Source organism: Phreatobacter cathodiphilus, from assembly GCF_003008515.1.
GTDB lineage: Bacteria > Pseudomonadota > Alphaproteobacteria > Rhizobiales > Phreatobacteraceae > Phreatobacter > Phreatobacter cathodiphilus.
The window spans coordinates 3692616-3718756 of the sequence record NZ_CP027668.1 but is presented as its reverse complement, the minus strand read 5'-3'; the positions used below and the strand labels follow the sequence as shown (position 1 = coordinate 3718756).

Below are 26141 nucleotides of genomic sequence, written 5' to 3'. Positions count from 1 at the left end.
CCAAGATCGCGGCAGTTCAGATGAAGGCCGAGAGGATCCGGCGAACGTCTGCCAAGGTGAAGGGCTTCTCCATCACCGGAATCGTCTCGTCTCCCGCGTGGCGCTCGATGGCGCCCGGACCCTCGACCGCGTCGCCGGTCATGATGACCACCCGGTCGGCGAGGCGGGGATTGAGCGCCACCGCCCGGTCACGGAACTTCAGGCCGTCGATGCCCGGCATGCGCAGGTCGACGAAGACGAGGTCGGCCGCCTGGATCGCCCCCTCCTCCAACGCCTCGCGGGCCGTCTGCGCCGGCAGGATGCGGTGGCCGAAGAGTTCGAGCATCTCGGCGAGGCTGGCGCGCACGTCGGCCTCGTCGTCGACGACGAGGATGGTGAGGCCCTCCGGCCGGGCCGGCTCCTCGGGCGCCTCGGCCGGGGCCGGGGGCAGAGCGGCCGGGAGCAGCACGGTGAAGCGGGCGCCGCCCTCCTCGCTGCGGTCGAGGGCGATGGAGCCGCCGTGCGACTCGATGATGGACTTGCAGATCGACAGGCCGATCCCCGTGCCGACGCCGGCCGGCTTGGTGGTGAAATAGGGATCGAAGATGCGCCCCGCGATGGCATCCGGCACGCCGGGCCCGTTGTCGCTGACGACGAGCCGCACATGGCCGTTCTTGCGCCGGGTGGCGATGCTGACCACGCGCGGCGGCTCCATGTCGACGAGAGCGTGCTGGGCGTTGATGACGAGGTTGGCGACCACCTGGCCGATGAAGTCCTGGTCGGCGACGATGACCGGCAGGTTCGGGTCGAGGTCGAGGTCGAGCGTCACGTCGTGGCTGCGCAGCCCGTAGGCGAGCATGTCGGCGGCGGAGCGGACGAGGTCGTTGAGCTGGGTCGTCTCGCGCTTCTCCGGCCGCTGGCGGGCCATGGCGAGGAAGCTCTTGACGATGCGGCCCGCCCGGTCGGCGGCGGCGTGGATGCGTTCGGCCCGCCGCTTCTGGCCGGCATCGCTCGCCGTCTCCATCAGCAGGGTCGACTGCGCCACGAGGATGGCCAGCGGATTGTTGAGCTCGTGGGCGACGCCGGCGAGCAGCGAGCCCATGGCGGAGAGCTTCTCGGCCTGGTGCAGCCGCTCGCGCTGCTGCTCCATCTGCCGCTCCGCCTCGCGAGCCTGCGACAGGTCGCGCAGGTGCGCGGTGAACACCCGCCGCTGCGGCAGGCGGATCTCGGAAATGGTCAACTCGATGGGAATGACCGAGCCGTCGGCCCGCTGCGCCTCCAGGGTCAGCCGCTGGTCGAGCACGCGGCTGATGCCGCTCGCCGTATAGCGGGCCATGCCCTCGGCATGGGCCTGCCGCAGGGACGGCGGGATGATCAGTTCGGAGATCGGCCGGCCGACGGAATTGCTGCGGGAATAGCCGAAGGTCGCCATGGCGGCGGGGTTGAGGTCGATCAGCACGCCCTCCTCGTCGACCACCATGATCGGATCGATGGAGGTCTTGATGATGGCGGTGTTGATGGCCTCGGCGACGTTCAGGGCGGCGAGCCGGGCCTCCAGTGCCTCCTCCCGCTCCTTCAGGGCGGTGGTGTCGCGGATCAGCGCGATGAAGCCGACGAGGCCGCCGCCGCGGTCGAAACAGGGCGCATAGACCTGCTCGACATGGCGACGGGCGCCGTTGGCATAGGTGACCCAGTCGCTCCACTGCACCGGCTCGCCGCCGGCGAGGGTGGCGATGAGCGGCGTGGTCCTCGCGGCCATGTCCTCGCCGAGAATCTCCCGCACGGTCCGGCCCACCACCTGGTCGAGGCTGAGGTCGAACATGGCGAGAGCGGCGCGGTTGGCATAGACGAACCGGCCCTCGGCATCGGCTGCCGTCACACGCATCGGCATGGCGTCGAAGAGCCTGCCGAGCACGCCGGTGTCGAACCGGCCACCGGGCGCCAGGACCTCGTCGCGCACCATCGCCGCGAGGTCGTTCCCCGAATCTGCAGCGGCCCCCCCGCTGGCCGAGGACACGATCACGCTCCGCTGGGGACGAAGACATAGCCCTCGCCGCGCACCGTCTTGATGAAGCGCGGGTGTTCGGGATCCGGTTCGATCTTCTTGCGCAGACGCGTCACGCGGATGTCGATCGAGCGGTCGCTCTCGTCGGCGGAGCGCCCGTGGGCGAATTCCTGGAGCTGGCCGCGCGAGAGGACGCGGTTCGGCCTCGTCGCCAGTGCCTGGAGGAGGTCGAACTCCATCGCGGTCAGCTCGATCGGCCCGTTGGCGGCGTCGGTGAGGCGGCGCGCGTCGAGGTCGAGCGTCAGCGCGCCGAAGCGCAGGCTGCGGCCCTCGCGTACCGCCGGCGACTGCGGTTCGGCCGCGGCCGGCGCGGCGTTCACCCGGCGCAGCACGCTCTTGATGCGGGCGAGGAGTTCCCTGAGCTCGTAGGGCTTCACCAGATAGTCGTCCGCGCCGATCTCGAGGCCGACGATCCGGTCGATGGGGCGCCCGGCCGCCGTCGCCATGATGATGCCGGTCTGGCCGGACTTGCGGATGAAGCGGGCGAGCGACAGTCCGTCCTCGCCCGGCATGGCGATGTCGAGGATGGCGACGTCGATCGCCTTGCCGGCGCTTTCCTCACGGAAGGCCTGGGCGTTGCGGAAGCTCATCACCTCGAAGCCCTGGAGCTCGAGATATTCCCCGACCGCCTCGCGCAGATGTTCCTCGTCGTCGACGATGGCCACGGTGGCTCTCATTGCAGATGCCCTTCGGTTGCGAGCATGCGTGACAGCCCCGAGGGCTGCGCATTAGGATGACGTGTCGCATGGACGAGGCTGTCCGGCGACGGGTTGTGGAAGGGAAGACGATGGCGCGGCGCGGCAGGATAGCGGTGCTGGACGACGAACCCGACTGGGCCGACGCGGTGCGGGAGTACCTTACCGATCTCGGCTACGACGTCGACTGCCTGAAGGCGGCCTGGGAGCTGGAGCCCTATCTCGCCCGCGAGAAGCCAGACCTCATCATTCTCGACATCGGCCTGCCGGGCGAGAACGGCATCGACATCCTGATCCGGACGGATCTGGCCAGCGACGTCGCCGTGCTGGTCCTCACCGGCAATCCCGATCCGATCGACCGTGTGCTCGGCCTCGAACTCGGCGCCGACGACTATGTGCAGAAGCCGGTCGAGCTGCGCGAGCTCGCCGCCCGCGTGGCGGGCATCCTGCAGCGCCGGCTGGGACGGCGGCGCAACCTCGTCGTCTTCGAACAGGCCTCGGTCGATCTCGTCGCGGCGCGTATCCTCAAGGTGGACGGCTCGACCGACCGGCTCTCCGCCGGCGAGGTGGCGCTGATCCGCATCTTTGCGGAGAATCCCGGCAAGGTGCTGACCCGCGAGGAGATCATGGAGCAGGCGCCCGCGGAGGACGAGGAAGCCTTCGACCGCGCCGTCGATTCCCGCATCGCCCGCCTCAGGCGCAAGCTGGACACCGAGGCGATCCGCACCGTCCGCGGCCACGGCTACGTCTTCGACGTGCCGAGCCATGCCGGCGAAAAGCCCGGCGGGGAAGCGGCCTGAGCCGGACCGGTCGGTCTCGCGGGTGGTCTGGAGCGGCGGCATCGGATCGGGTCTGCGCTTGCGGTGGGTGCGATTGGGAACGGGACGATCTGACCGCCTCATTCGTGCCGCCGCATGTCGTGCAACGTCAATCCGTGTTTCAGCCGGGGGACGATCGGACGCATCGAAACGGGGGAAACAGCGGCGTCCGACGGGCGGCATGGGGGTGAAGGACGGCCCGGCGAGGCTCGGGTCACTCCACCACCACCAGCGGATACATCCCATGACACCCGACCAGATCGCCCTCATCCGCCGCCAGTTCGGCCTCGTCGCCCGCCGAGCGGATGCCTTCGCCGCCGACTTCTACGACAATCTCTTCCACCTCGACGGCACGCTCAGGCCGATGTTTCCCGCCGACCTCTCCGCCCAGCGCGGCAAGCTGGTGAAGGTGCTGGCCCACGTCATCCTGTCGCTCGACGACCTCGCCGCCGTCATTGACGACGTCCGCGCCCTCGGTGCGAAACATGTCGGCTACGGCGTCACCGCCGCCGACTATCACACGGTCGGCATCGCTCTCCTGAAGACCCTCGGCGACCATCTCGGCGACGGGTTCGACGATGCCTCCCGCGCCGCCTGGGCCCGCTGCTACGGCATGCTGGCCGAGACCATGAGCGAGGCCGAGGGAGCGCCGCGCGCCGCCGCCTGAGCGCCACCTAGCGGGCGGCGGGCTCCGCCGTCCCGCTGCCGGCGACGCGCGCGAGCACCTGGCGCACGTCGTCGAAGGTGAAGGGCTTCTCCAGCACCACTGCCTCGGCGCCCTCGGCGCGCGCCAGCCGATCGGGCCCGGCCACGGTATCTCCGGTGACGATCACCGTGCGCTCCGCCAGGGCGGGGTCGCGGCGGTGGATGCGGTCGCGGAAGTCGATGCCGTCGAGGCCCGGCATGCGCAGGTCGGCGAAGATCACGTCGAAGCGGCGGTTCTCCACCTGTTCGAGGGCCGCCATCGGCCGGTCGACCGTGACCGGCCGGTGCCCCAGCCCCTCGACGATCTCGGCGAGGCTGCGGGCGACGTCCACCTCGTCGTCGACGATGAGAACGGACAGGCCCGGCCGCGAGAGCGGCGGCGCGCCGGCCTCGGCGGTTTCCGCTCCCGCGGGCGCCACCGGCAGGGTGATGTCGAACTGCGCGCCACCCTCCGGGCGGTTGCTCAACGAGACCTTGCCGCCATGGGCCTCGACCACGTTGCGGCAGATGGACAGGCCGATGCCCGTCCCGACCCCCGCCGGCTTGGTGGTGAAATAGGGCTCAAAAACCCGCCGCATGATGTCGGGGGGAATGCCCGGACCGTTGTCGGCGACGCGGATGGCGATGTCGGCTCCCTCCCGCCGCACACGCAGGGCGATCCGCCGCGGCGCCGGCTGGTCCATCAGCGCCTGCTGGGCGTTGATCATCAGATTGGCGAGGACCTGGGTCAGCAGGTCGCGGTCGCCGCTGATCACCGGCAGGTCCGGCGTGATGTCCATGTCCACGTCGATGCCGGAGCTGCGCAGGCCGTAGGCGACCATGTCGAGAGCGCCGGTCACGACCTGCCCGAGGTCGACCGGTTCGCGCTGCGGCGGCTTCTGCCGCGCCATGGCGAGGAAGCTCTTGACGATGCGGCCGCAGCGCTCGGCGGCGGCGTGGATCCGCTCGCCGCGGCGTTTCACGCCCTCGGTGGCGGCTTTCTCCACCAGAAGGGACGACTGGGCGATGACGATGGCGAGCGGGTTGTTCAGCTCGTGCGCGACCCCCGCGAGCAGGGAGCCCATGGCGGAGAGCTTCTCCACCTGGTGCAGGCGTTCGCGGCTCGCCTGCGCCTCCGCCTCCATCCGCCGGGTCTCGGTGAGGTCGCGGACATGGGCCATGAACAGGCGATGGTCGCCGGTGCGGATCGTATTGACGGAATATTCCACCGGGAAGGTCGAGCCGTCGCGGCGCCTCGCAACCGTGTCGAAGCGGCGGGCGAGGCTGCCCACGTCCACCTTGGCCTTGTAGCGCGCCATGGTGCCGATCTGCATGTCGCGCATGTCGTCGGGCACGACGATGTCGAAGGCGTAGCGGCCCATGGCCTCCTCCCGCGCGAAGCCGAACATGGCCTCGGCGGCGGGATTGAACTCGACCACCCGCCAGTCCTCGTCCGAGACGATGATGGCGTCGAGGGAGGAGACGACCACCGCCTTGTTCATCGCCTCGCTGCGCGCCAGCGCCTCCATGTTGCGGGCGAGTTCCTGCTCGCCCAGTTTCAGCTCGGTGAGGTCGCGGGTGAAGGTGAGGTAGCCGACGCGGGTGTCGCCGACCGCCACATAGGGCATGAGCGAGACCTGCAGGTAGCGCTGGCCGCGGGTGACGAAGGGGATCCATCCCTCCCACCGCATGGTCTCGCCGCGGCGGACCCGCTCGCCGAGGGTCAGGTACTGTTCGACCACTTTGGGGCCGAGGATTTCCTCCACCGTGTGACCGATGACCTCGTCCCGCGGCTTGCCGACGAATTCGAGGAACTCGCGGTTGGCGTCGCGGTAAACGAGGTCGGGATCGACATAGACGGTGCGCAGCGGGATGCCGTCGATCATCGCCCTGAGCTGGTGGATCTTGGCCTGCTGCTCGCCGATGGAGAGTTCGAGCTGGTGGCGCAGCCCCGCCCAGGGCGTCGGCACATCCGGCAGCGGCGCCGTCTCGCCGCGGCCGCTCAGCGCGCTCGCCCGTGCCAGTGCCACTGCGGGAGCGACGAACTGCCGCCAGACCACCACGGCGAGCACGGTGAAGGTGGCGACGATGCCGCCGACGAGGAGGACATGCTCGACCATGTGGTCGCGCGCCTGCGCGGTGAGCTCGGCCCGCCCGTAGGTCGACCAGCCGAGCGCGCCAACGAGCAGCAACAGCGGCAGTCCGCACAGGATGAGGAGGCCGGCGAAGCGGCGTGAGAGGTCCGTGCCGCCGTTGCCGGCGCTTCCACCGCGCGTGCCGGTTTCGGCCATCGCCTTCTCCGCGGCCAGGGTCACCCCAGGTGACCAGGCACCGGGCGGGACATTGGTGCGGCACTGACCTCGCGTCAAGCGCGCGCGGAATGCTCAGCCGCGTTCGAACAGCCTGCCGACGCGCAGCAGATCGGCGGTGGTGGCCCGCATCTTCTCGCGGAAATCCTCGTGCACCCGCTGCGCCGCGTCGGGAAACTCGGTGAGCACCCGGCGGAACAGCGCGCGCGGAATGCGCAGGACGGTGACGGGATCGCGCGCCGTGGCGGTGGCGGGGCGCAACGTCTCGATGATCAGGGCCATCTCGCCGATGAGGCTGCCGGGCCCGGCGAGATGGTCGGTGAGGCCGCCGTCATTGGTCAGCGAAATGCGCCCCTCGCCGATCACATAGCCGCAATCGGCCGCCTGCCCCTCCTTGAACAGCACGTCGCCGGCGCGCAGGAAGCGCGTCTCGGCGGAGAATGCCAGGAGGCGGACCGGCTCTCCGCCCAGACTTGCGAACAGCGGAACCCGCGCCAGAAGGGCAATGTCGTCGTCGAGGGCCATGGGCTCCGCTTAGCACGACTGAAAGGGAATCGAACGGCAATAGAGCCGCCCGTGCCGGGGGCCGGGCGGCCGATCTTCAACAATGTACCGAAATGTCTTTGGAATTCGGTAACGCTGTCAGGGAACCAGCTTGTAGCCGCCGCCTTCGGTGACGAGAAGGGAGGCGTTGCCCGGATCCTTTTCGATCTTCTGACGCAGCCGGTAGATGTGGGTCTCCAGCGTGTGGGTGGTGACGCCGGAATTGTATCCCCAGACCTCGGAGAGCAGGATCTCGCGCGATACCGGCTTGATGCCCTGGCGGTAGAGGTAGCGCAGGATCGCCGTCTCCTTCTCGGTCAGGCGGATCTTGCCGTTCTTGTCGGTGATCAGGAGCTTGGACGAGGGCCGGAAGGAATAGGTTCCGATCTGGAACACCGCGTCCTCGCTGGCCTCGTGCTGGCGCAACTGGGCGCGCACGCGGGCGAGCAACACCGCGAAGCGGAAGGGCTTGACCACGTAGTCGTTGGCGCCTGCCTCGAGGCCGAGGATCGTGTCGGAATCGGTGTCGTGGCCCGTCAGCATGATGATGGGGCTCTTGAAACCGCCCTTGCGCATGATCTTGACCGCCTCGCGGCCGTCCATGTCCGGCAGTCCGACATCCATGATCAGGAGGTCGAAATGATCGCCCTTCACCGTCTGGATCGCCTTGGCGGCGGAATCGACGCTGACGGTCTCGAACTCCTCGTGCAGCGCGAGCTGTTCGGACAGCGCCTCGCGCATGTCGGCATCGTCGTCGCAGAGCAGGATCTTGCGGACTTGGCTCATCAGATCACCCGGAAAGAGGGGCTGCCGCAAGGACGGGCCCGGAGGTCGAGACTTGGAAAGGCACTACGCGCGCTGCGCCGTTCGCGTTACACAACGGCGGCGCACCGGGTCGTAGAGATATGGATGACATTTTGATGGCGAAAGGTCGCGTCTCACGGATTTTTGTGCATGCCTTGCCGGGCCGCCCCTCCCGCGGCGTGGTGCATGTGGGTCTCGCGGCCTTTCCCTGCGCCCTCGGCCGCGGCGGCATCCGCTCGGACAAGCGCGAGGGTGACGGGGCGACGCCGCGGGCGCGGCTGCTGCTCCGCCGCGTCTTCTTCCGCGCCGATCGGCTCCCCCGGCCGCAGGTCCTCCGCCCGGTCCGGGCCATCGGCCCGGAGGACGCCTGGTGCGACGATGCTGACGACCGGCGCTACAACCGACTGATCCGCCGCCCGCCGGGCCCGGCCGAGGAGCGCCTCGCCCGCGCCGACCGCCTCTACGACACCATTGTCGAGCTCGGCTGGAACGACGCGCCCGTCCGCCGCCGACGTGGCAGCGCCATTTTCTGGCACGGCGCGCGCGACGGCTTCACCCCGACGGCGGGCTGCGTCGCCATCCGCATCGCCGATTTCGCCAAGATCCTGCCGCGGCTGTCGCGGCAGGCGGTGATGGTGGTGCGCTAGGGGGCTCAGACGGAGGCGGTCAGGCCGCCGTCGACGAAGAGGACGTGGCCGGTGACGTAGTCCGACGCGGGGGCAGCCAGGAAGACGCAGGCTCCCTGCAGCTCCGAGACGTCGCCCCAGCGCCCGAGCGGCGTGCGTCCCTCGAGCCAGGAGGAGAACTTTTCGTCCTTCACCAGCGCGTCGGTCAGCTCGGTCTTGAAATAGCCCGGCGCGATGCCGTTGGAGCGGATGCCGCGGCGGCCCCATTCCACGGCCATCTGCCGGGTCATCATCTTCACCGCGCCCTTGGAGGCGGTATAGGGGGCGATGGAGGGCCGGCCGAGCTCGCTCATCACCGAACAGGTGTTGATGATCTTGCCGTAGCCGCGCGGCAGCATGTGCCTCGCCACTGCCTTGGAGACGTAGAAGACGCTGTCGATGTTGGTCGCCATGACCCGCCGCCAGGCGTCCTCCGGAAAGTCCTCCAGCGGCTGGCGGATGGTCATGCCGGCATTGTTGACGAGGATGTCGATGGGGCCGACATCCTTCTCGACGGCGTCGACGCCGGCCTTCACCGCCGCCGGGTCGGTGACGTCGAAGGCGCTGGAGGTGACGCGGAATCCGCGGGCCCTCAGCGCCGCCTCGGCCTTGGCGAGCTTGCTCTCGTCGCGGCCGTTGAGGACGATCTCGCAGCCGGCGCCCGCCAGGCCTTCGGCATAGGCGAGCCCGATGCCGCTGCCCGATCCGGTGATGAGGGCGCGGCGGCCGGTCAGGTCGAAGGTCTTCAGCGTCATGGTCGGTGCCTTTGGCGTTTCCTCGGTGGGCGAGGAGCAAAGGCCAAGGCGCGCACCGATGCAAGAGGCAGCCGCAACTTGTATGGTAGTTTCTACTCGGCGATGATCTTGACGAGTTCGCCGCCGCGGGGCTGCTCGCCGTCGCCGAGCCCATTGAGGACGCGGAAGCGCTCTTCGGCGCGGTCCGGCACCTGCATGCGGCGCGCGAAGGTCAGGACGGTGTCGCCCTCGCCGGCGCGCAGGGTGCGCACGCGGGCAGGCTTCACCGCCGCCTCGGCGCTGGTCAGGCGGCGGAAGGTTTCCATCGAGGCGCGGAAGGAGCCGTCCACCTCGGCGTTGAGGTCGCGCGCCGCATAGATGATCCGGTAGACCTCGCTGCCGAAACGCACCACGAAGATGCGGAACGACCAGTCGCTGCCGCGCGCCACGGCGGTGGCGGCCTGGAAGCCGTTGATCGTCACCGCCTCGACCGTTTCGGAAGCGAGCCCGTCGATCCAGCCGGAGGAGAGGTAGGAGGTCAGCGCCTGGCTCGCCGGAACGCGGACCACGTCGAGGCGGATCGCCATTTCGTGGGGGCCGAGGCCGGTGACCGCCTGGCGCGAATTCTCCAGCGTGAAGCCTTCCGGAGCGGTGACGGTGAAGCCGAGGCGCGGATGGATGAAGCTGCGCCCGCGCACCACGCCCTGGCGCGGATCCTCGCCGAAGGTGATGCCGTCGATGGCGCGCAGGTAGCGCTCGCGGTCGCGCGGGCGGCCGTCGGGCGCCATGTGCTGGCGCGCCGCGAGCACCGCCTGGCGGATGCGCTCCGGGGTCGAGGGGTGGGAGGCGAGGAAGTCCGGTCCGCCGCCCGAAGCCTGGCTCGGGGTGCGCAGCGCCGCGTTGCGGTCCATGGTCTCAAGGAAGCGCGAGGCGCCGTAGGGGTCGAACCCGGCCTTGGCGATGAGGGCGACGCCGATCGTGTCGGCCTCCAGCTCCTGGCTGCGCGAAAAGTTGGCGAGCGACACCCGCGCCGCTTCGCGCCGCGCCTCGGCGCCGGCCATGTCGTTGAGGAGGCGCGCCCGCATCACCGCGACCAGTTCGCTGGTGCGCACCTGATCCTCGCGCTGGTTGGCGTGACGGGCCGAGACATGGGCCATCTCGTGGCCGAGCACGGCGGCGAACTCGCTCATGTCGTTGATGAGGGCCAGCATGCCGCGGGTGATGTAGAGATGGCCGGAGGGCAGCGCGAAGGCGTTGATGGTCGGCGAGTTGAGGACGGTGAGCCGGTAGCGCTGGTCGGGTTTGTCGGAGGCTGCGGCGAGCCGGTCGAGCACTTCGGTCGCCAGGCGTTCGATGCCGGGCGCGCTGTATTCGCCGCCGAAGGCAGTGAGAATGCGGCCGTGGTCGCGGCTGGTCAGCGGCGGCAGGCGCGTTTCGGTGGGAACCGGCTCGGGAACGGGGGCGGTCGCGTCCGGCGCGGTGGCGCAGCCGGTCAGGATCAGCGCGAGCGCCATCGCCGCCGCGCGGGGCGACGGCCAATGCACATGCGCTGCTCCGGCGAACCGAGACACGGTCCTGGGCTACCTTGCACCCCGGCCGGGTGCCTCCGCGATGGTGATCGCCTCCGGCATCGCCGCCGCGATGAAGGGGCCGCGCCGGGTCGTGACGACCCCTCGCACACGCAGCATGTGCCCACGGATTGCGGCGGGTTCAAGCCCGAACTCCCGAAAGGCCGGCATGTCGCGCTCGTCGATCGTGACCGTCAGGGCCCCCGCCCGGGGGGCCCCGAAATTGACGTAGGTGATGCGATTGACCGTCCGGACGCTGCGGACGCGGCCCGTCGCGACCACGAAGCGGCCCTCGGCGGCCTTCAGCGCCTCGACATCGTTTGTATCAAGAAGTGACCGGGGCGTGGCCCAGATGCCACGCCTGGCGGTAGCCGCTTCCGTCTCGGCGGCCTCCAGAAGCCGCCAGCAGTCGCGCGGGACGAGGCGGGTGGGGGTGAGGCGCGCGAGGCCGCGGCGGAGCAGCTCCGTTTCCACGGGACCCGCGGGTCCGAGCGCCAGCACGGGGGTGCGCTCGTGCCGGTCGGCGGGCCCGAGGAGCGCGATGCGGGAAATGCGGTCGGCGGGCACCTGCGCCTCGCCGGAGAGCACCGCGAGGCGGAAGCGCCGCCCGTCCACGGCGGCGAGCGTCAGGGGCGCCTCGGCGCGGAGCCCGGAGATCTCCTCGACCCGCTCGGGTGCGCAGGCGAGCGCCGGCGCGGGCGCGAGGCAGAGGGCGGCAGCCAGCAGGGCCGGCGCCCTCCCCATCGTCAGGCGCCCTTGCGGTTCTGCCGGTTGCTGATGAGGTCGTCGACGACGGCCGGATCGGCGAGCGTCGAGGTGTCCCCCAGCGCGCCGAACTCGTCCTCGGCGATCTTGCGCAGGATGCGGCGCATGATCTTGCCCGAACGCGTCTTCGGCAGGCCCGGCGAGAACTGGATGAGGTCCGGCGAGGCGATCGGGCCGATCTCCTTGCGCACCCAGGCGACGAGCTCCTTGCGCAGCTCTTCCGTCGGGTCCTCGCCGGTCATCAGCGTCACGTAGGCGTAGATGCCCTGGCCCTTGATGTCGTGGGGATAGCCGACCACGGCGGCTTCCGAGACCTTGGGATGGGCGACGAGGGCACTTTCCACCTCCGCCGTGCCCATGCGGTGGCCGGAGACGTTGATGACGTCGTCGACGCGGCCGGTGATCCAGTAATAGCCGTCGGCGTCGCGCCGGCAGCCGTCACCGGTGAAGTACTTGCCGGCATAGGTGGAGAAATAGGTCTGCACGAAGCGATCGTGGTCGCCGAACACGGTGCGCATCTGGCCCGGCCAGGAGTCGGAGATGACGAGATTGCCCTCGCAGGCCCCCTCCAGCACCTTGCCCTCGGCATCGACGATCTCCGGCTGCACGCCGAAGAAGGGCCGGGTCGCCGAACCTGGCTTCAGGGCGGTGGCGCCGGGGAGCGGGGTGATCAGGATGCCGCCGGTCTCGGTCTGCCACCAGGTGTCGACGATGGGGCAGCGGCCCTCGCCCACGACGCGGTGGTACCATTCCCAGGCCTCCGGATTGATCGGCTCGCCGACGGAGCCGAGCAGGCGCAGCGAGGCGCGTGAGGTCTTCTTCACCGGCTCCTCGCCGGCACCCATCAGCGAGCGGATGGCGGTGGGGGCGGTGTAGAAGGTGTTGACCTTGTGCTTGTCGACCACCTCCCAGAAGCGCGAGATGGAGGGATAGGTCGGGATGCCCTCGAACATCAGCGTGGTCGCGCCGTTGGCGAGCGGCCCGTAGACGATGTAGCTGTGGCCGGTGACCCAGCCGACGTCCGCCGTGCACCAGTAGATGTCGCCGTCCTTGTAGTCGAAGACGTACTGGTGGGTCATCGAGGCATAGACGAGATAGCCGCCGGTCGAATGCAGCACGCCCTTCGGCTTGCCTGTGGAGCCCGACGTGTAGAGGATGAACAGCGGATCCTCGGCGTTCATTTCCTCCGGCGGGCACTCGTCCGGCACGGTGGCGGCGAGGTCGGCGTAGTAGTGGTCGCGGCCCTCCTTCATGGCGACCGGCGATCCCGTGCGCTTCACCACGACGACGCTCTTCACCACGCCGGGAATCTTGTCGACGGCGGCGTCGACGTTGACCTTCAGCGGCACCTTGCGGCCGCCGCGCAGGCCCTCGTCGGCGGTGACGACGACGGAGGTCGCCGCATCCTCGATGCGCCCGGCGAGACTGTCGGGGGAGAAGCCGCCGAAGACGATGGAATGGACGGCGCCGATGCGGGTGCAGGCGAGCATGGCATAGGCCGCCTCGGGGATCATCGGCAGGTAGATCGTGACCCGGTCGCCCTTCTTCACGCCCTGGCTCTTGAGGACGTTGGCCCATTTCATCACCTCGGCGTGGAGCTGCCGATAGGTGATCTTCGCGTCGTCCTTCGGGTCGTCGCCCTCCCAGATGATCGCCACCTGGTCGCCGCGCTTGGCCAGGTGCCGGTCGACGCAGTTGTAGGAGACGTTGGTGGTGCCGTCCTCGAACCAGCGGATCGACACGTTGTGCGGGTCGTAGGAGGTGTTCTTCACCCGCGTATAGGGCTTCATCCAGTCGATGCGCTTGCCGTGCTCGCCCCAGAAGGCCTCCGGTGCCTTCACCGAGGCCTCGTACATGGCCTTGTACTTGGCATCGTCCACATAGGCGCGCGAGGCCCAGTCCGCGCTGACGGGATAGAGCTTGTCCGACATGACTGTCCCCTCTCCGTGGCCGCCGGCGCGATCTTGCCGGCGACTCTGTCGTTTCCCCGGGATGCGGCCTTGGTTCGGCCCCTTGTCCCTCATCGGCCCGACCATACGTCGCCGGCCGCCGGCGGCTCAAGCGGGCGCTCTCTCACACTTTGGTCGCCCGCTCGGGCTGGCGGTTCGGCCGAATTGACCCCGCGGCGCCCGCCGCCGAAGGTGGCCGCCCCTCCCGCTGCCCGGACGACATGCCATGACAGCCGCTCTCGACACCATCCTCCGCCAGGCGGCCGATGCCGGCGCGGTGCCCGGCGTCGTCGCCATGGTGGGAAACCGCGACGGCCTCGTCTACCAGGGCGGCTTCGGCACCCGGCGCCTCGGGACCGACGCCCCGATGACCCCGGATACGGTGGCCTGGATCGCCTCCATGACCAAGGCGATCACCACGGTGGCGCTGCTGCAGCTCGTCGAGGAGGGCCGGGTCGACCTCGACGCGCCCGCCGCCACCTATGCCCCCGCCATCGGCGAGGCGGCCTTGCTTTACGATTTCGACGCCGAGGGCCGGCCGCTGACGCGGGCGCCGGCTAAGGCGGTGACGGTGCGCCACCTCCTCACCCACACCGCCGGCTATACCTACGACTTCGCCTCCTCGGCCCTGCGCAAATACATGAAGGCGACGGGCCTTCCCGCCACCAATACCGGCAAGCTCGCCTCCCTCGCCGCGCCGCTGGTGGGCGAGCCGGGCGAGGCCTTCATCTACGGCATCTCCACCGACTGGGCCGGCCGCATCGTGGAGATCGTCACCGGCAAGCCGCTCGAGACCGTCTTCCGCGAGCGCATCACCGGACCGCTCGGCATGGCCGACACCATGTTCCGCCTCGGCGAGAGCCAGACGGCGCGGCGCGCCACCGTGCACGGCGTCACCGAGGACGGCACCTATGTGCCGACCGAGATGGTGGTGGTGCAGGAGCCGGAATTCGCCTCCGGCGGCGGCGGGCTCTATGCCACGGCGGGCGACTACCTCACCTTCCTGCGCATGATCCTCGCCGGGGGAACGCTCGATGGTGAGCGCATCCTCGGCGCGGAGAGCATCTCCGGGCTGATGACCGACCAGATCCCTGAGCTCTCGGTGCCGGCCCTCGGGCTGATGTCGCCCATGGGGCTGAGGAGCGCCGACTTCTTCCGCGGCCGGCCCACGGGCTGGACTCTCGGCTTCCAGCAGAACCGCGAGCCGACGCCGGAGGGGCGGCCGGCGGGGGCCCTGTCCTGGGCGGGGTTCGCCAACACCTTCTACTGGATCGACCCGAAGACCGGCCTCGCCGGCGTCTTCCTCACGCAGATCGTGCCGTTCTTCGATCCGCGGGCGGTGAAGCTGTTCCGGGATTTCGAGGCGGAGGTCTATCGCGGGTTGGCATGACGAAGAACCGCTACTCCGCCGCCTTCGGCAGTTCGACGCCGGCCTCGCGCAGCACCTCGACCGTGTCCTGCCCGAGCTTCGGCGGCGCCATGCGCGTCGACGCCGGCGAGGCCGCGTAGTTCACGGGGTGCTTCATGTCGACCCAGGTATAGCCGTCGGGATGGGCGCGCTTCTGGAAGAAGCCGACCGCCTTCAGGTGCGGGTCGTCCATCAGGTCGTCGAAGCGGTTGATCGGCGCGAAGGGAATGGCCTTCTCGCTCAGCACCTTCTCCCAGTCGGCATTGGTGCGGGTGGCGACCAGTTCGTCCATCATGGAGTAGAGCTCCTTGATGTTGCGCATCCGCGCCTCGTAGGTCGCGAACTTCGGGTCGGAATTGAGCTCCGGCCGCCCCGCCAGGGCGAAGAAGTCCGACCAGTTGCGGTCGCTGTAGGGCACGATGCCGATCCAGCCGTCCTTCGACTGGTAGGGCCGGCGGTCGGGATTGTGAATGCGGCCATAGCCGAAGCCGGTGCCGGCTGGCGCCGGGTCATAGACGTGGCCGTAAAGGTTCTCGTGCATGACGAAATGCGTGTAGCACTCGAACATCGGCACCTCGACGAACTGGCCCTCACCGGTGCGCTGCTTGTGGAACAGGGCGGCGAGAACCGCCTGCACCATGAACAGCCCCACCGTCTTGTCGGCGGCGAGGGTGGGCAGGTAGCGGGGCGCCGGGTTGCCGTCGACGCGCGGCAGGATGTCGGCGCCGCCCGACACGCCCTGGATCAGGTCGTCATAGGCGGGACGCCCGGCATAGGGTCCGTCGGCGCCGAAGCCGGCGGCATGGATGTAGATGAGGTTGGGCAGCCGGCTCTTCAGGCTGTCGTAGTCCATCTTCAGCCGGGCGGCCGTGTCCATCCGCATGTTGGAGCAGACGACGTCGCAGGTGCGGGCGAGCGCTATGCAGGCGTCCTGGTCCTCGGGGCGCTTCAGGTCGAGGGCCACCGACTTCTTGTTCTTGTTGTACATCATGTAGAGCGGGCCCATGCCCGGCCCCGCCGCCTCGGGCCAGGCGCCGGGCTTGCGCATGATGTCGCCGCCGTCGGCCGGGCTCTCGACCTTGATCACCTCCGCGCCCATGTCGCCGAGCAGCATGGTCGCATAGGGCCCGAGGATGACCGAGGTCAGGTCGAGGATGCGGATGCCGGCGAGCGGGCCGCGCGGCGCGGTGGACTGGGACATGGGTCGAGCCTCGACGAGAGACGAAACGGCGTTTCGCCCATGATAGCGGGCGGGCGGGCGCTTGCGAAGCGCCGCGCCGGGACCGTGCTCCGCGCGGAACGGATGCCGGCCGTCAGGGGTCGATGCCGCCCATCCGGCAGACCACGGCCCATTCGGCATCCGTCACCGGCTGGACCGACAGCCGCGACAGCTTCAGGAGAGCCATTTCGGCGAGTGCCGGCTCGTGCTTCACCGCGTCGAGGCTGACAGGGGTCTTCAGCGGCTTCACCGCCTTGATGTCGACCACCACCCAGGGCTCGCCCGCCTCCGCCGTCGGATCCGGATAGGCCTCCCGGATGACCTCGACGACGCCGACGATCTCCTTGCCTTCGTTCGAATGGTAGAAGAAGCCGCGGTCCCCCGCCTTCATGCGCATCAGGTTGAGCTTGGCGGCGTGGTTGCGCACGCCGTCCCAGAACGTTCCCTTCGCGCCGGCCGCGACCTGCTGGTCCCAGGACCATTTGAAGGGCTCGGACTTGTAGAGCCAGTGCGCCATCACTGGTCCTCGATCTTCGGACCGGTCGCCACCGACGGAATGAGCTTGCGGAAGGCGTCGAGCTCGGTGACGAAGCGGTCGAACTCGGCCAGCGTCATGGTGGTTTTGCCGTCGGAGAGTTCGATCACCACGATCGGCTCGCCGCCCGTGCGCCGCTTCATCAGCTTGGCGACGGGAAAGACCACCGAATGTTTCAGGTCGAAGGGATGGGTTTCGGCCACCAGGTCCGAGCCCATGGCCTTGGTGGCGGCCTCGACGCCGCGCGCCAGCTTGTCGAAGAAATTGGTCATCGTCCCGTCCCTCGCCTCTCGTCGTCTCGCATGGTCGTCACTCCGCCCGCTGCGGCCGCGCCATCAGCTGCACGATCGCCTGGTCGACGTCGATGATCCCGCCGAGCACGGCATCGACGGCTTCGGCGATCGGCATGTCGATGCCGGCCTCGCGGGCCTTCTCCACCAATATCTCTGCGGTGAGCGCGCCTTCCGCAAGCGCTCCCTTGCCCGCGACCAGTTCCAGCCCCTTGCCGGCGCCGAGCGCATGGCCGAGGGCGAAATTGCGCGACTGCAGGCTGGAGCAGCTCAGGATGAGGTCGCCGAGGCCGGAGAGCCCCATCAGCGTCTGCGGCTTCGCGCCGAAACGGGTGCCGAACCGCGTCAGTTCGGCAAAGCCGCGGGCGGTGATGGCAGCGGTGGCGCTGGCGCCGAGCTGGCGGCCGGCGACGATGCCGGCGGCGATCGCCAGCACGTTCTTGGTCGCGCCGCCGATCTCGACGCCCCTGAGATCGGTGGAGTGGTAGAGACGGAAGGCGGGGGAGCCGAGGGTCGCGGCGATGTGCCGCGCCACCGCCTCGTCGGCGGCGGCGACCGTCACGGCCGTCGGCAGGCCGCGGTCGATGTCGGCGGCGAAGCTCGGGCCGGAGAGCATGGCGGGAAGGGCGGCCGGCACCTCCGCCGCCACGATGTCGGAGAGGAAGCTGCCGGTGCCGCGCTCGATGCCCTTGGCGCAGACGACGAGCGGCGTTCCCGGCCGGATATGGGGCGCCGCCTCGGCCAGCACGGCCCGCAGGGCCTGGGCCGGCACGACGACGAGGACCATCCCCGCGCTCGCCGCCTCGGCCAGCGAGGCGGTGGCCGTCACCCGCTCGTGGATCTGCGCACCCGGCAGCCGCGCCGCATTGGTCCGGCGGCCGTTGATCTCCGCCACCACGGCGGCGTCGCGCGCGAAGAGGGTGACGTGCCGACCCGCCCGCGCCGCCACATTGGCGAGGGCCGTGCCGAAGGCGCCGGCCCCGAGCACCGCCACGCTGCTGTCCGTCGTCATCGCGCCGCCCCTCCCCAGAACCTCATGCCTTGGCCCCGAGCCGACCCGAACCGATCGTGACGGCATCGGCATCGAGGGGCCAGCGCGCCCGCGGCGCGATGTCGAGCGGATCGCTGAACCCCGCCATCAGCCGCTCGGCCCCGGCCCAGGCGATCATGGCGCCGTTGTCGGTGCACAGTTTCGGCGGAGGCACCACCAGCGGCAGGCCCGCCGAATCGGCCGTGCGCTGGAGCACCGCCTTCAGCGCCTGGTTGGCGCCGACGCCGCCGGCGACGACGAGCGCGGTCGGTTCGCCGTGGCGTTCCCGGAACAGCCGGACAGCCACCTTGCAGCGATCCGCCACCATGTCCGCCACCGCAGCCTGGAAGGAGGCACAGAGGTCGGCGACGTCCGCCGCGGAGAGCCCGCCCGAGGCATCCCGGAGGTCCTCCGCCGCCAGCCGCACCGCCGTCTTCAGGCCGGAGAGCGAGAAATCAGGCTCGGCCCGCCCCTGCAATGGTCGCGGAAAGGCGAAACGGCGGCCGTTGCCGGCGAGCGCCCGTCGCTCCACCTCGGGGCCGCCGGGATAGGGCAGGCCGAGGAGCTTGGCGACCTTGTCGAAGGCCTCGCCGATGGCGTCGTCGATGGTGGTGCCGAGCTTGGCGTAGTGGCCGACGCCGCGGACGGCGAGAAGCTGGGTGTGGCCACCGGAAACGAGCAGCAGCAGATAGGGAAAGGCGACGGCGTCGGTGAGCCGCGCGGTGAGGGCATGGGCCTCGAGGTGATTGACCGCGACGAGCGGCTTGCCCAGCACCAGGGCCATGGCCTTGGCGGTGGTGAGGCCGACGAGCACGCCGCCGATTAGCCCCGGCCCGCCGGCCGCCGCCACGGCGTCGAGCTCGCCCGCACCGATACCGGCGGCGCGCAGCGCCTCGGCCGTCACCCGGTCGACGATCTCGACATGGGCACGCGCGGCGATCTCCGGCACCACGCCGCCATAGGGTGCGTGGTCCTCGACCTGGGTCCGCACGATGTTGGACAGGATCGTGCCGCGCCCGTCCCGACCGACGCGCACCACGGCCGCCGCCGTCTCGTCGCAGGTGGTCTCGATCCCGAGAACCAGCATGAAGGCCTGTTCCTCCGCCACGGGCGGCTCGACGGGTCTTCCTGTCCGCCGATCCCTCGCTATGATCTGGCCCCCGCGTATCACCGGACCTTCCCATGGCGCAATCGCCCTTCCTCCGCATCGGCACCCGTGGCTCCGCCCTGGCGCTGGCCCAGGCGCATCTGGTGCGACGGCTTCTCGCCGCTGCGCACGGCGTCGCCGAGGACGACATCGCCGTGCAGGTGATCAAGACCACGGGCGACGCGATCCTCGACCGGCCGCTCTCGGAGGCCGGCGGCAAGGGGCTCTTCACCAGGGAGATCGAGGAGCAGCTCATCGACGGCCGCATCGATCTCGCGGTGCATTCCTCCAAGGACATGCCCACCGTCCTGCCGGAGGGACTGGGGCTGGTGTGCTTCCTGAAGCGCGAGGACGTGCGCGACGGCTTCATCGGCCGCGCCTCGGCGACCATCGCGGGCCTGCCGAAGGGCGCGGTGGTGGGCTCCTCGTCGTTGCGGCGCCAGGCCCAGATCCGCCGCGAGCGGCCCGACCTCCAGGTCGTCACCTTCCGCGGCAACGTGCAGACGCGGCTCGCCAAGCTCAATGCCGGCGACGTCGCCGGCACCATGCTCGCCATGGCCGGCCTGAACCGGCTCGGCATCGCCCACGAGGTCACCGAGATCGTCGCCGCCGACCGCTTCCTGCCGGCCGTCGGCCAGGGCGCCATCGGCATCGAGACGCGGCTCGACGACACCCGCACCCGCGACCTGCTCGCGCCGCTCGACCATCGGCCGACCGCCCTGGCGCTGGCCGCCGAACGCGCCTTCCTCGCCGTCCTCGACGGCTCATGCCGCACCCCCATCGCCGGCCTCGCCGGCCTCGACGGCGAGACCCTGTCCTTCACCGGCGAGATCCTGCGCCCCGACGGCAGTGAGAGCCACGTGGCGGCGCGCTCCGGCGGCGCCTCCGATGCCGTCGCCCTCGGCCGCGACGCCGGCGCCGAACTGAAGGGGCGCGCCGGAGCCGGCTTCTTCGGACCGGCCTGATGCGCGTCCTCGTGACGCGGCCGGAGCCGGAAGCCGCCCGTACGGTGGCGGTTCTCGCATCCCTCGGCCATGAAGCGCTGGTGGCGCCGCTCTTCACCGCCGAGCCGGTCGCAGCCGACCTCGGCGGCGCCTTCGACGCCCTCGCCGTCACCAGCGCACGCACCACCACCCTGATGCCGGCGGAGGCGCTTGCAGGCTTTGCCTCGCTCCCCGCCTTCGCGGTGGGCGACCGCACGGCCGAGGCGCTGGCCGCGGCCGGCTTCGTCGACATCCGCCCGGCGGCGGGCGACGTCGAGGCGCTGGCGGCGCTGATCGCGGCGGCGGGGCTGGCCCCCGGCGCCCGCATTCTCCATCCCGGCGGCGAGGAGCGGGCCGGCGATCTCGCTGCCGCCCTGGCGCCGGCCGGCCTTGCCGTCATCCCCGCCGCCGTCTACCGCATGCGACCGGCGGAGGCGCTTCCCGGTGCGGTCGATGCCGCCCTGCGCGCCGGGACGCTCGACGCCGTGCTGCACTATTCGCCGCGGGCGGCAGAGCTCTTCGCCGGGCTCAGCCGCGCCGCAGGGCGGGCGGAAGAGGCCGCGGCCCTGCGCCACCTCTGCCTGTCGCCCGCGGTTGCGGCGGCTCTGGAACCTCTCCGCCCCTCATGCGTCATTACCGCTCAGCGCCCGCGCGAGGCCGACCTCCTGGCCGCGCTTTGACCTGGCTCGGGTTGCGGCACGGCCCGCCGGCGCGCTAGATCATGCCGTGGGGCTAGCGGGAGACGTGTGATGGCCAGTAGCGACCGCCCGGACGACGACCTGAAGCCCAGGCGCCGCGGCAAGGCCCCAACCATCACGCTCGAAGCGCAGGAAATCGCGGCGACGGCTGAAACGGAGACGCCAGCGACAGCGACCGCCCCCACCGTCGGCGAGGCGACCGTCGATCCCGCCTCGACCCTTACCCCCGACGAGGCCGGATCCGGCCCCGCGCCGGAGACGCCCCCGGACACCTCCGCCGCCGCCACCGGCGACTCTGCAGTGCCGGCCGACCCGCACCCGATGGACAATCCGGCCGAGGGGCCGATCCCCTTGGTGACAGGCGGCGTCGACCCCGAGCCTGTCCCGCCCGCCACCGAGGAACCTCCGACCGCCGAACCGCCGCCCGTGACGGAGCCGCCGCCCGCCGAAGCTCCTCCCCCGGCATCCCCGCCGCCGCCGCGCGAGGCCGCCGCCGCCGGCCCCGGCTTCGGCCGCCTCGTCGCCGCCGGTCTGGTCGGCGCCTTGCTGACCGGCGGTCTCGCCGCCGGTGCCCAGATGGCCGGCTACTGGCCGGGGGCTTCCCGGCAGGACACCGGCGCGCTCGAACAGCGCATCGCCGCCCTCGACGCCCAGATCCGCCAGGTCGCGGCGCGCCCGGCAACGCCGGCCGCCGGCCCGGCGGTGGATCTTGCGCCGGTGACGCGGCGCATCGAGGCCCTCGATCAGGCGCGTGCGACGCTCGAGAGCCGTCTCGCGGCGCTGGAACAGCGGCCGGCACCGACGGAAGGCGGCGGTGCCACTTCCACTGCGCCAACCGTCGACATGGCACCTATCCGCACCGAGATCGACGCGCTGAAAGCGGCGGTCGAGGCCGTCGCCGCCGCCCAGCGCTCCCGTCCGGCGACGCCGCCCGCTCCGGCCGTCGACATGGCCGATGTGGATCAGCGCATCGCCGCGGCCGTGTCGCCGCAGTCGAACCGCATCGCCGAGATCGCCGGCAGCGTGCAGATGCTGCAGGCTGAGGTGAAGGCCGGCGCTGCGGCCGTCGCCGCCGCCGCCGAGAAGGTCGCCGCTCTCGAAAGCGCCCGTACGGAACAGGGCGATGCCGGGCGGCGCGCCGCCCGCGTCGTGGGGATCGGGGCCCTGCGCGCCGCCATCGACCGCGGCCAGCCCTTCGCCGCCGAGCTGAAGGCCGCCCAGGCCCTCGGCCTGCCGGCGCCGGCGACCGATGCCCTCCAGCCCCATGCCGAACGCGGCCTGCCGACCACCGGCGCCCTGGCCCAACGGTTCTCGGCCCTGGCCCCGGCGCTGATGCGGGCGGCTCCCGGGCCTGCCGCCGAGGGCACCCTTCTCGAACGCATCACCGCCAGCGCGCAGTCGCTGGTGCGCATCCGCCCCGTCGGCGAGGCGGCGGGTGACGACGTTCCCACCGTGATCGCCCGCGTCGAGGCCAAGCTGCGCCGCGGCGACCTTCCCGGCGGTCTCGCCGATTTCGACCGCCTGCCGGAGCCGGTCCGCGCCCTCGGGGCCGATTGGGCCGCCGAGGCCCGCGCCCGCGCCGCCGCCGAGACGACCCTGCGCCGCCTGTCGGCGGAGGCCGCCGGCGCGCTGAGCGGAGGCTGAGGAGAGACCATGATCCGCGTAATCCTCTTCCTCGTCCTTCTCGCCGCCCTCGGCTTCGGCGCGGCCTGGATCGCCGACCAGCCGGGCTCGGTCTCCATCCTCTGGCTCGGCCGGCGGATCGAGTTCGAGGTGCTCACCGGTCTCGTCGCGCTGCTCATCGGCGCCATCCTGGTGATGGCGGTGATCGGCCTCCTGCGCTGGCTCGTCGCCAGCCCCGCCATGGCCGCCCGCGCCCTGCGCCGGCGCCGCCACCGCAAGGGCACCGAGGCGGTCAGCCGCGGCATCATCGCCATCGGTGCCGGCGATCGCCGCACCGCCGAGCGTCATGCCGCCGATGCGGAGAAATATGCTCCCGATCAGCCGCTGACCCTTCTCCTCAAGGCGCAGACCGCCCAGCTCGCCGGCGACCGGCCCGGGGCCGAACAGGCCTTCCGCGCCATGCTGGACGCGCAGGAAACGCGGCTGCTGGGGCTCCGCGGCCTCTATGTCGAGGCGCAGCGCCGGGCCGATGCGGGCGCCGCCCGCGCCATCGCCGAGGAGGCGGTGGCGGAATCGCCCTCCGCCGGCTGGGCCGCGCAGGCCGTGCTGGAGAACCAGACCCTCGGCGGGGATTGGGACGGGGCGCTGGCCAGCATCGAGAAGCAATATGCGGCCCGGGTCATCGACAAGGAGCAGGCGAAGCGCCGGCGCGCCGTGCTGCTGACCGCCAAGGCCGTCGCGCTCGAGGACCGCGACCCCGCCGCCGCCAAGGCGCTGGCAATCGAGGCCCATGGCCTGGCGCCGACGCTGGTTCCCGCCGCCGTGGTCGCCGGCCGGCTCTATGCCGCCGACGGCGACGCCCGCAAGGCCTCCCGGGTCATCGAGGCCGCCTGGAAGGCGACGCCCCATCCCGACCTCGCGGAGGCCTATGCCCATGCCCGCCGCGGCGACTCCCGGCTCGACGAGCTGAAGCGCGTCGAATATCTGGCGCGCCTCGTCCCCTCCCATCCCGAGGGGCTGATGGCGGTGGCCCGCGCGGCGATCGACGCCGGTGAGTTCGACGTCGCCCGCCGCGCCCTCGACGAGATCACCACGGAGCGGCCGACCCAGCGCGCCTGCCTGCTGCAGGCCGAGATCAGCGCCAAGGAGCACGGCGATCACGGGCGCGCGCGCGAATGGATGGCCCGCGCCCTGCGCGCCGCCCGCGACCCCGTTTGGACCGCCGACGGCCAGGCGAGCGACGTCTGGTTGCCCGCCTCGCCCGTTACCGGGCGTCTCGACGCCTTCGAATGGAAGGTGCCGGTCGCCGAGATCGGCGGCCCGGTCCTGCAGGTCGACGACGTGCTCGCCGACCACCACGAGGCCGAGCAGCCGGCGGCCCCGACCCCGGTCATCGACATGGCACCCGCCGCGATCGAGCTCGCTCCGGACCCGGCTCCGGCCCCGCCGCAGCCCGTTCCTGCCGAGGCGGTGAAGCCGCCGGAGCCCGAGCCCGCCCCGCCGCCGCAGGTGGAAGCGGCGGTGCAGCCGCCCGTTCCGCCCCCGGTGGAGCCCGCCAACGATCCGGCTCCGCCGCCCCGGCCGAAGGTGGTGCCGACGGAGACGGTCTTCCCCATGGCACGGCCTCCGGACGACCCCGGCCCCGATGCGCCGGCTTCCGCGCCGCCGCGCCGGAGCTCCTTCTTCGGCGGCTGATGCGAGGCCGCTTTCCCGGCTTGCCGCCCGACCCGCCGGCGTGAGATAGAGAGCACGCCGGTCCCGTAGCTCAGCAGGATAGAGCAGCGGTTTCCTAAACCGAAGGTCAGGGGTTCGAATCCCTTCGGGACCGCCAAAGCCTCTTGGTTTTGCTTAAAAGCATCCGCCGGCCGCGCACTTCGCCGGCCGTCATTGGCGGTCGCGGCGCAGCTCGCCGCCAGAGCGGCGAGCCCATGACGCGGGCGCAGCCAAGCGGGTCAGGACGGGGTGACGGCGGTCAGTCGATGATGCGGACGCGCAGCGGCCCGCCGTCCCTTCGGGTGAAGACGTAGTCGGCGCCCTGCCGCCGCCAGGCGACGACGTCAGCTAAGGGGGAACCGGCGCAACCATGCCGGTGCACCCCTCCGCTGGCCCGCCGCCCTCCGTCATGCATTTCGATCCGGCAATCGCCGCCGGGCGCGGCTTGCGGCGCCGTCATGCGCGCCACCTGCTCGGCGGTCACCTCCTGCAGGCCCGGCGCCCGCAGGCGAGACTCGTAGACCACCCGACCGGGGTCGTTGCCGACGATCCAGCGTCCGCCCTCACCGGGGCCGGTCGAGGCGGTGTGCCAGACCGTTCCGGCGGTCATGTCACCGCCGGCCGAGGGGTGGAGATCGGAGGCAAGGGGCGAGGTCCGCATCGCCGTCGACTGGCAACCGCCCGCCAGAAGCGCCAGCCCCATCAGGGCAATGTGTCGAACGCGCATGGCCTGTCTCCGCGGGATCCCGAGTAACGGTTCGTTAACCATGTCCGTCTACCGCTGGGGCATGGCGGACAGGACCTGCATACGCTCTGCAATCCTCCTGGCGGCGCTGTCGCTGACCGCCACCGGCTGTGCCGACCCTTCGCGATTCCGCGCTTTCGAAACCGGGCCGTCGTGCCGCCGGGCCGTCACCAAGGACGGGACGGGATTGCGCATCTGCGAAACCGGGGACCGCGTCACGGTCGAAGAAACCGGTCCCGCCAGCCGCGACGAGATCAGGGCCTATTTCCGCCTGACCCCGGTCGCGGAGAGGCGAGGAGACGCAGCGCTCGCCGCGCCTCCTCCCATGTTCAGCACGGACGGCGGCGCAGGGTATGGTGGTCCTGCTCGATGACCCGCTCGGTCTGGATGTAGACACCGAGCGTCCGCACGTGATCCCAGCGGGAGCCGGCGATCTCCCAGGCCTGGCCGGGGGCACGGACCTGGCGGCCGCGCGTGTTCACCAGCACACGGGCGGGCACATAGACCCGGTCGTAGCAGGCGATGTAGCGGCTCATCGTCCGCGTCTCGACATAGGTGGTCGCCTGCACCGGGGTCGAAAGGCCCCCAAGCATCGCGGCTCCGAGGACCGTCAGTCCCAAGAACGTCTTCCTCATGGTTACTCTCCTTACGTAGCTACCTGAAAGAAGCGTCGACGCTTTGAAGGGGCCTCACACTCGCCGCGGACAACGCGACCTTACGTTAGGCTGTTGTTTTGTCGGACGCATATCCGGAATCTACCTGATACAAATACAAAGGCGTTCGTAATTTTGCAGTGCAATGACACAGTAAAGCGTATTGGATATTTGATGAATGACGTGATGCGGCACCTTCAAGCTGGAAGACATCAGTAAGAACTGTTCGTGATCTGACTTACAGGGACCAAGTGACGTGGCAGGAACAGTGTCGCGGTCTGCCAGCCTCATCCTGTCACGCCATCGATTTCCCGTTAAGGAAACGTTAATTCATCTATCAACATCTCCCTTGCATCGCCGCTCCGATGCAACCTGAGGTAATTTACTGATTCCTGCCGGACATTGTCCGATGTGACGTTCCGCCGGGGTTTGGCCAGCGACGGCGGGTGTCAGGCCGGCCCGTCATGCCGCCCTGGTTGCAGCCGACGCTCTGCCGGGCCGGGTTCTGCTCCGAAACGC

The 26141-nt window shown here is 70.6% G+C and carries 24 protein-coding genes and 1 tRNA gene; 9 read left to right on the top strand and 16 right to left on the bottom strand.

The features are described from left to right. Positions 1-16 precede the first annotated feature (16 nt). Complete coding sequence (locus C6569_RS17810; protein ID WP_146144841.1) at positions 17-1996, bottom strand: PAS domain S-box protein; 1980 nt, start codon at positions 1994-1996, stop codon at positions 17-19. A gap of 2 nt (positions 1997-1998) precedes the next feature. Beyond that, complete coding sequence (locus C6569_RS17805) at positions 1999-2709, bottom strand: response regulator (protein ID WP_342750232.1); 711 nt, start codon at positions 2707-2709, stop codon at positions 1999-2001. An 80-nt stretch (positions 2710-2789) separates the two neighbouring features. On the opposite strand from C6569_RS17805, the gene C6569_RS17800 reads away from it, so the two are divergent. Together C6569_RS17800 and C6569_RS17795 are read left to right on the top strand one after the other, a co-directional pair. Beyond that, complete coding sequence (locus C6569_RS17800; RefSeq protein ID WP_245898142.1) at positions 2790-3539, top strand: response regulator transcription factor; 750 nt, start codon at positions 2790-2792, stop codon at positions 3537-3539. A 262-nt stretch (positions 3540-3801) separates the two neighbouring features. After that, positions 3802-4224, top strand: coding sequence for a globin domain-containing protein (locus C6569_RS17795; RefSeq protein ID WP_106750138.1), 423 nt, complete (start codon positions 3802-3804; stop codon positions 4222-4224). A 7-nt stretch (positions 4225-4231) separates the two neighbouring features. Here C6569_RS17795 and C6569_RS17790 read toward each other — a convergent pair whose 3' ends face one another. From C6569_RS17790 to C6569_RS17780, 3 genes are all read right to left on the bottom strand, one after another. Further along, a complete protein-coding gene (locus C6569_RS17790) occupies positions 4232-6532 on the bottom strand; it encodes a PAS domain-containing hybrid sensor histidine kinase/response regulator (RefSeq protein WP_106750137.1) in 2301 nt (766 codons plus the stop codon). 93 nt (positions 6533-6625) lie between these two features. Beyond that, the gene (locus C6569_RS17785; RefSeq protein ID WP_106750136.1) at positions 6626-7075 is read right to left on the bottom strand and encodes a cyclic nucleotide-binding domain-containing protein; all 450 of its coding nucleotides are present in this window, start codon (positions 7073-7075) and stop codon (positions 6626-6628) included. A 117-nt stretch (positions 7076-7192) separates the two neighbouring features. Then, positions 7193-7879: a response regulator transcription factor gene (locus C6569_RS17780; protein ID WP_106750135.1), complete on the bottom strand. Its 687-nt coding sequence runs from the start codon at positions 7877-7879 to the stop codon at positions 7193-7195. A gap of 164 nt (positions 7880-8043) precedes the next feature. On the opposite strand from C6569_RS17780, the gene C6569_RS17775 reads away from it, so the two are divergent. Beyond that, on the top strand, positions 8044-8544 hold the full coding sequence (locus C6569_RS17775) for a L,D-transpeptidase family protein (RefSeq protein WP_245898359.1): 501 nt from the start codon (positions 8044-8046) through the stop codon (positions 8542-8544). 5 nt (positions 8545-8549) lie between these two features. On the opposite strand, the gene C6569_RS17770 is transcribed toward C6569_RS17775, so the two are convergent. The 4 genes from C6569_RS17770 to acs all read right to left on the bottom strand — a co-directional run bounded on the left by C6569_RS17770 (position 8550) and on the right by acs (position 13560). Continuing rightward, complete coding sequence (locus C6569_RS17770; protein WP_106750133.1) at positions 8550-9317, bottom strand: glucose 1-dehydrogenase; 768 nt, start codon at positions 9315-9317, stop codon at positions 8550-8552. Between the two features lie 92 nt (positions 9318-9409). Then, the gene (locus C6569_RS17765) at positions 9410-10840 is read right to left on the bottom strand and encodes a M48 family metalloprotease (protein WP_245898141.1); all 1431 of its coding nucleotides are present in this window, start codon (positions 10838-10840) and stop codon (positions 9410-9412) included. A gap of 36 nt (positions 10841-10876) precedes the next feature. After that, a complete protein-coding gene (locus tag C6569_RS17760) occupies positions 10877-11608 on the bottom strand; it encodes a hypothetical protein (protein ID WP_106750132.1) in 732 nt (243 codons plus the stop codon). A 2-nt stretch (positions 11609-11610) separates the two neighbouring features. Next, positions 11611-13560: an acetate--CoA ligase gene (gene acs / locus C6569_RS17755; RefSeq protein ID WP_106750131.1), complete on the bottom strand. Its 1950-nt coding sequence runs from the start codon at positions 13558-13560 to the stop codon at positions 11611-11613. Between the two features lie 244 nt (positions 13561-13804). Between acs and C6569_RS17750 the strand changes: the two genes are divergently transcribed. Continuing rightward, positions 13805-14968, top strand: a complete 1164-nt coding sequence (locus tag C6569_RS17750) for a serine hydrolase domain-containing protein (protein ID WP_106750130.1) — start codon at positions 13805-13807, stop codon at positions 14966-14968. A 10-nt stretch (positions 14969-14978) separates the two neighbouring features. Here C6569_RS17750 and C6569_RS17745 read toward each other — a convergent pair whose 3' ends face one another. The 5 genes from C6569_RS17745 to tsaD all read right to left on the bottom strand — a co-directional run bounded on the left by C6569_RS17745 (position 14979) and on the right by tsaD (position 19147). After that, complete coding sequence (locus C6569_RS17745) at positions 14979-16187, bottom strand: CaiB/BaiF CoA transferase family protein (protein ID WP_106750129.1); 1209 nt, start codon at positions 16185-16187, stop codon at positions 14979-14981. Positions 16188-16299: 112 nt separating this feature from the next. Next, positions 16300-16722: an EVE domain-containing protein gene (locus C6569_RS17740; protein WP_106750128.1), complete on the bottom strand. Its 423-nt coding sequence runs from the start codon at positions 16720-16722 to the stop codon at positions 16300-16302. Continuing rightward, a complete protein-coding gene (locus tag C6569_RS17735; protein WP_106750127.1) occupies positions 16722-17012 on the bottom strand; it encodes a hypothetical protein in 291 nt (96 codons plus the stop codon). The genes C6569_RS17740 and C6569_RS17735 overlap by 1 nt, the downstream gene beginning before the upstream one ends. A gap of 37 nt (positions 17013-17049) precedes the next feature. Further along, positions 17050-18042: an NAD(P)H-dependent glycerol-3-phosphate dehydrogenase gene (locus C6569_RS17730; RefSeq protein WP_106750126.1), complete on the bottom strand. Its 993-nt coding sequence runs from the start codon at positions 18040-18042 to the stop codon at positions 17050-17052. Between the two features lie 22 nt (positions 18043-18064). Next, positions 18065-19147 carry a tRNA (adenosine(37)-N6)-threonylcarbamoyltransferase complex transferase subunit TsaD gene (tsaD, locus tag C6569_RS17725; RefSeq protein WP_106751108.1) on the bottom strand — a complete coding sequence of 361 codons (1083 nt, stop codon included), beginning with the start codon at positions 19145-19147 and terminating at the stop codon, positions 18065-18067. Between the two features lie 95 nt (positions 19148-19242). On the opposite strand from tsaD, the gene hemC reads away from it, so the two are divergent. The 5 genes from hemC (at position 19243) to C6569_RS17700 (ending at position 24342) form a co-directional block, all read left to right on the top strand. Further along, a complete protein-coding gene (hemC, locus tag C6569_RS17720; protein WP_106750125.1) occupies positions 19243-20172 on the top strand; it encodes a hydroxymethylbilane synthase in 930 nt (309 codons plus the stop codon). After that, positions 20172-20870 (top strand): uroporphyrinogen-III synthase, encoded by a 699-nt coding sequence (locus C6569_RS17715; RefSeq protein WP_106750124.1) that lies wholly within the window; start codon positions 20172-20174, stop codon positions 20868-20870. Before hemC ends, C6569_RS17715 begins: the two co-directional genes overlap by 1 nt. Before the next feature lie 69 nt (positions 20871-20939). Continuing rightward, a complete protein-coding gene (locus C6569_RS17710; protein ID WP_106750123.1) occupies positions 20940-22532 on the top strand; it encodes a mitofilin family membrane protein in 1593 nt (530 codons plus the stop codon). Between the two features lie 9 nt (positions 22533-22541). Further along, positions 22542-24206, top strand: a complete 1665-nt coding sequence (locus C6569_RS17705; protein ID WP_106750122.1) for a heme biosynthesis protein HemY — start codon at positions 22542-22544, stop codon at positions 24204-24206. 59 nt (positions 24207-24265) lie between these two features. Beyond that, positions 24266-24342, top strand: a tRNA-Arg gene (locus C6569_RS17700). Between the two features lie 141 nt (positions 24343-24483). On the opposite strand, the gene C6569_RS17695 is transcribed toward C6569_RS17700, so the two are convergent. Together C6569_RS17695 and C6569_RS17690 are read right to left on the bottom strand one after the other, a co-directional pair. Beyond that, positions 24484-24951 (bottom strand): hypothetical protein, encoded by a 468-nt coding sequence (locus tag C6569_RS17695; RefSeq protein ID WP_106750121.1) that lies wholly within the window; start codon positions 24949-24951, stop codon positions 24484-24486. A 347-nt stretch (positions 24952-25298) separates the two neighbouring features. Continuing rightward, a complete protein-coding gene (locus C6569_RS17690) occupies positions 25299-25604 on the bottom strand; it encodes a hypothetical protein (protein ID WP_106750120.1) in 306 nt (101 codons plus the stop codon). Between the last annotated feature and the right edge of the window lie 537 nt (positions 25605-26141).

Bases quoted from the DNA above. Each gene is read 5' to 3' on its own strand.
- C6569_RS17800 (WP_245898142.1), top strand. From the start codon at position 2,790: ATGGACGAGGCTGTCCGGCGACGGGTTGTGGAAGGGAAGACGATGGCG.
- C6569_RS17795 (WP_106750138.1), top strand. From the start codon at position 3,802: ATGACACCCGACCAGATCGCCCTCATCCGCCGCCAGTTCGGCCTCGTC.
- C6569_RS17790 (WP_106750137.1), bottom strand. From the start codon at position 6,532: ATGGCCGAAACCGGCACGCGCGGTGGAAGCGCCGGCAACGGCGGCACG.
- C6569_RS17785 (WP_106750136.1), bottom strand. From the start codon at position 7,075: ATGGCCCTCGACGACGACATTGCCCTTCTGGCGCGGGTTCCGCTGTTC.
- C6569_RS17780 (WP_106750135.1), bottom strand. From the start codon at position 7,879: ATGAGCCAAGTCCGCAAGATCCTGCTCTGCGACGACGATGCCGACATG.
- C6569_RS17770 (WP_106750133.1), bottom strand. From the start codon at position 9,317: ATGACGCTGAAGACCTTCGACCTGACCGGCCGCCGCGCCCTCATCACC.
- C6569_RS17760 (WP_106750132.1), bottom strand. From the start codon at position 11,608: ATGGGGAGGGCGCCGGCCCTGCTGGCTGCCGCCCTCTGCCTCGCGCCC.
- acs (WP_106750131.1), bottom strand. From the start codon at position 13,560: ATGTCGGACAAGCTCTATCCCGTCAGCGCGGACTGGGCCTCGCGCGCC.
- C6569_RS17750 (WP_106750130.1), top strand. From the start codon at position 13,805: ATGACAGCCGCTCTCGACACCATCCTCCGCCAGGCGGCCGATGCCGGC.
- C6569_RS17745 (WP_106750129.1), bottom strand. From the start codon at position 16,187: ATGTCCCAGTCCACCGCGCCGCGCGGCCCGCTCGCCGGCATCCGCATC.
- C6569_RS17740 (WP_106750128.1), bottom strand. From the start codon at position 16,722: ATGGCGCACTGGCTCTACAAGTCCGAGCCCTTCAAATGGTCCTGGGAC.
- C6569_RS17735 (WP_106750127.1), bottom strand. From the start codon at position 17,012: ATGACCAATTTCTTCGACAAGCTGGCGCGCGGCGTCGAGGCCGCCACC.
- C6569_RS17730 (WP_106750126.1), bottom strand. From the start codon at position 18,042: ATGACGACGGACAGCAGCGTGGCGGTGCTCGGGGCCGGCGCCTTCGGC.
- tsaD (WP_106751108.1), bottom strand. From the start codon at position 19,147: ATGCTGGTTCTCGGGATCGAGACCACCTGCGACGAGACGGCGGCGGCC.
- hemC (WP_106750125.1), top strand. From the start codon at position 19,243: ATGGCGCAATCGCCCTTCCTCCGCATCGGCACCCGTGGCTCCGCCCTG.
- C6569_RS17715 (WP_106750124.1), top strand. From the start codon at position 20,172: ATGCGCGTCCTCGTGACGCGGCCGGAGCCGGAAGCCGCCCGTACGGTG.
- C6569_RS17710 (WP_106750123.1), top strand. From the start codon at position 20,940: ATGGCCAGTAGCGACCGCCCGGACGACGACCTGAAGCCCAGGCGCCGC.
- C6569_RS17705 (WP_106750122.1), top strand. From the start codon at position 22,542: ATGATCCGCGTAATCCTCTTCCTCGTCCTTCTCGCCGCCCTCGGCTTC.
- C6569_RS17695 (WP_106750121.1), bottom strand. From the start codon at position 24,951: ATGCGCGTTCGACACATTGCCCTGATGGGGCTGGCGCTTCTGGCGGGC.
- C6569_RS17690 (WP_106750120.1), bottom strand. From the start codon at position 25,604: ATGAGGAAGACGTTCTTGGGACTGACGGTCCTCGGAGCCGCGATGCTT.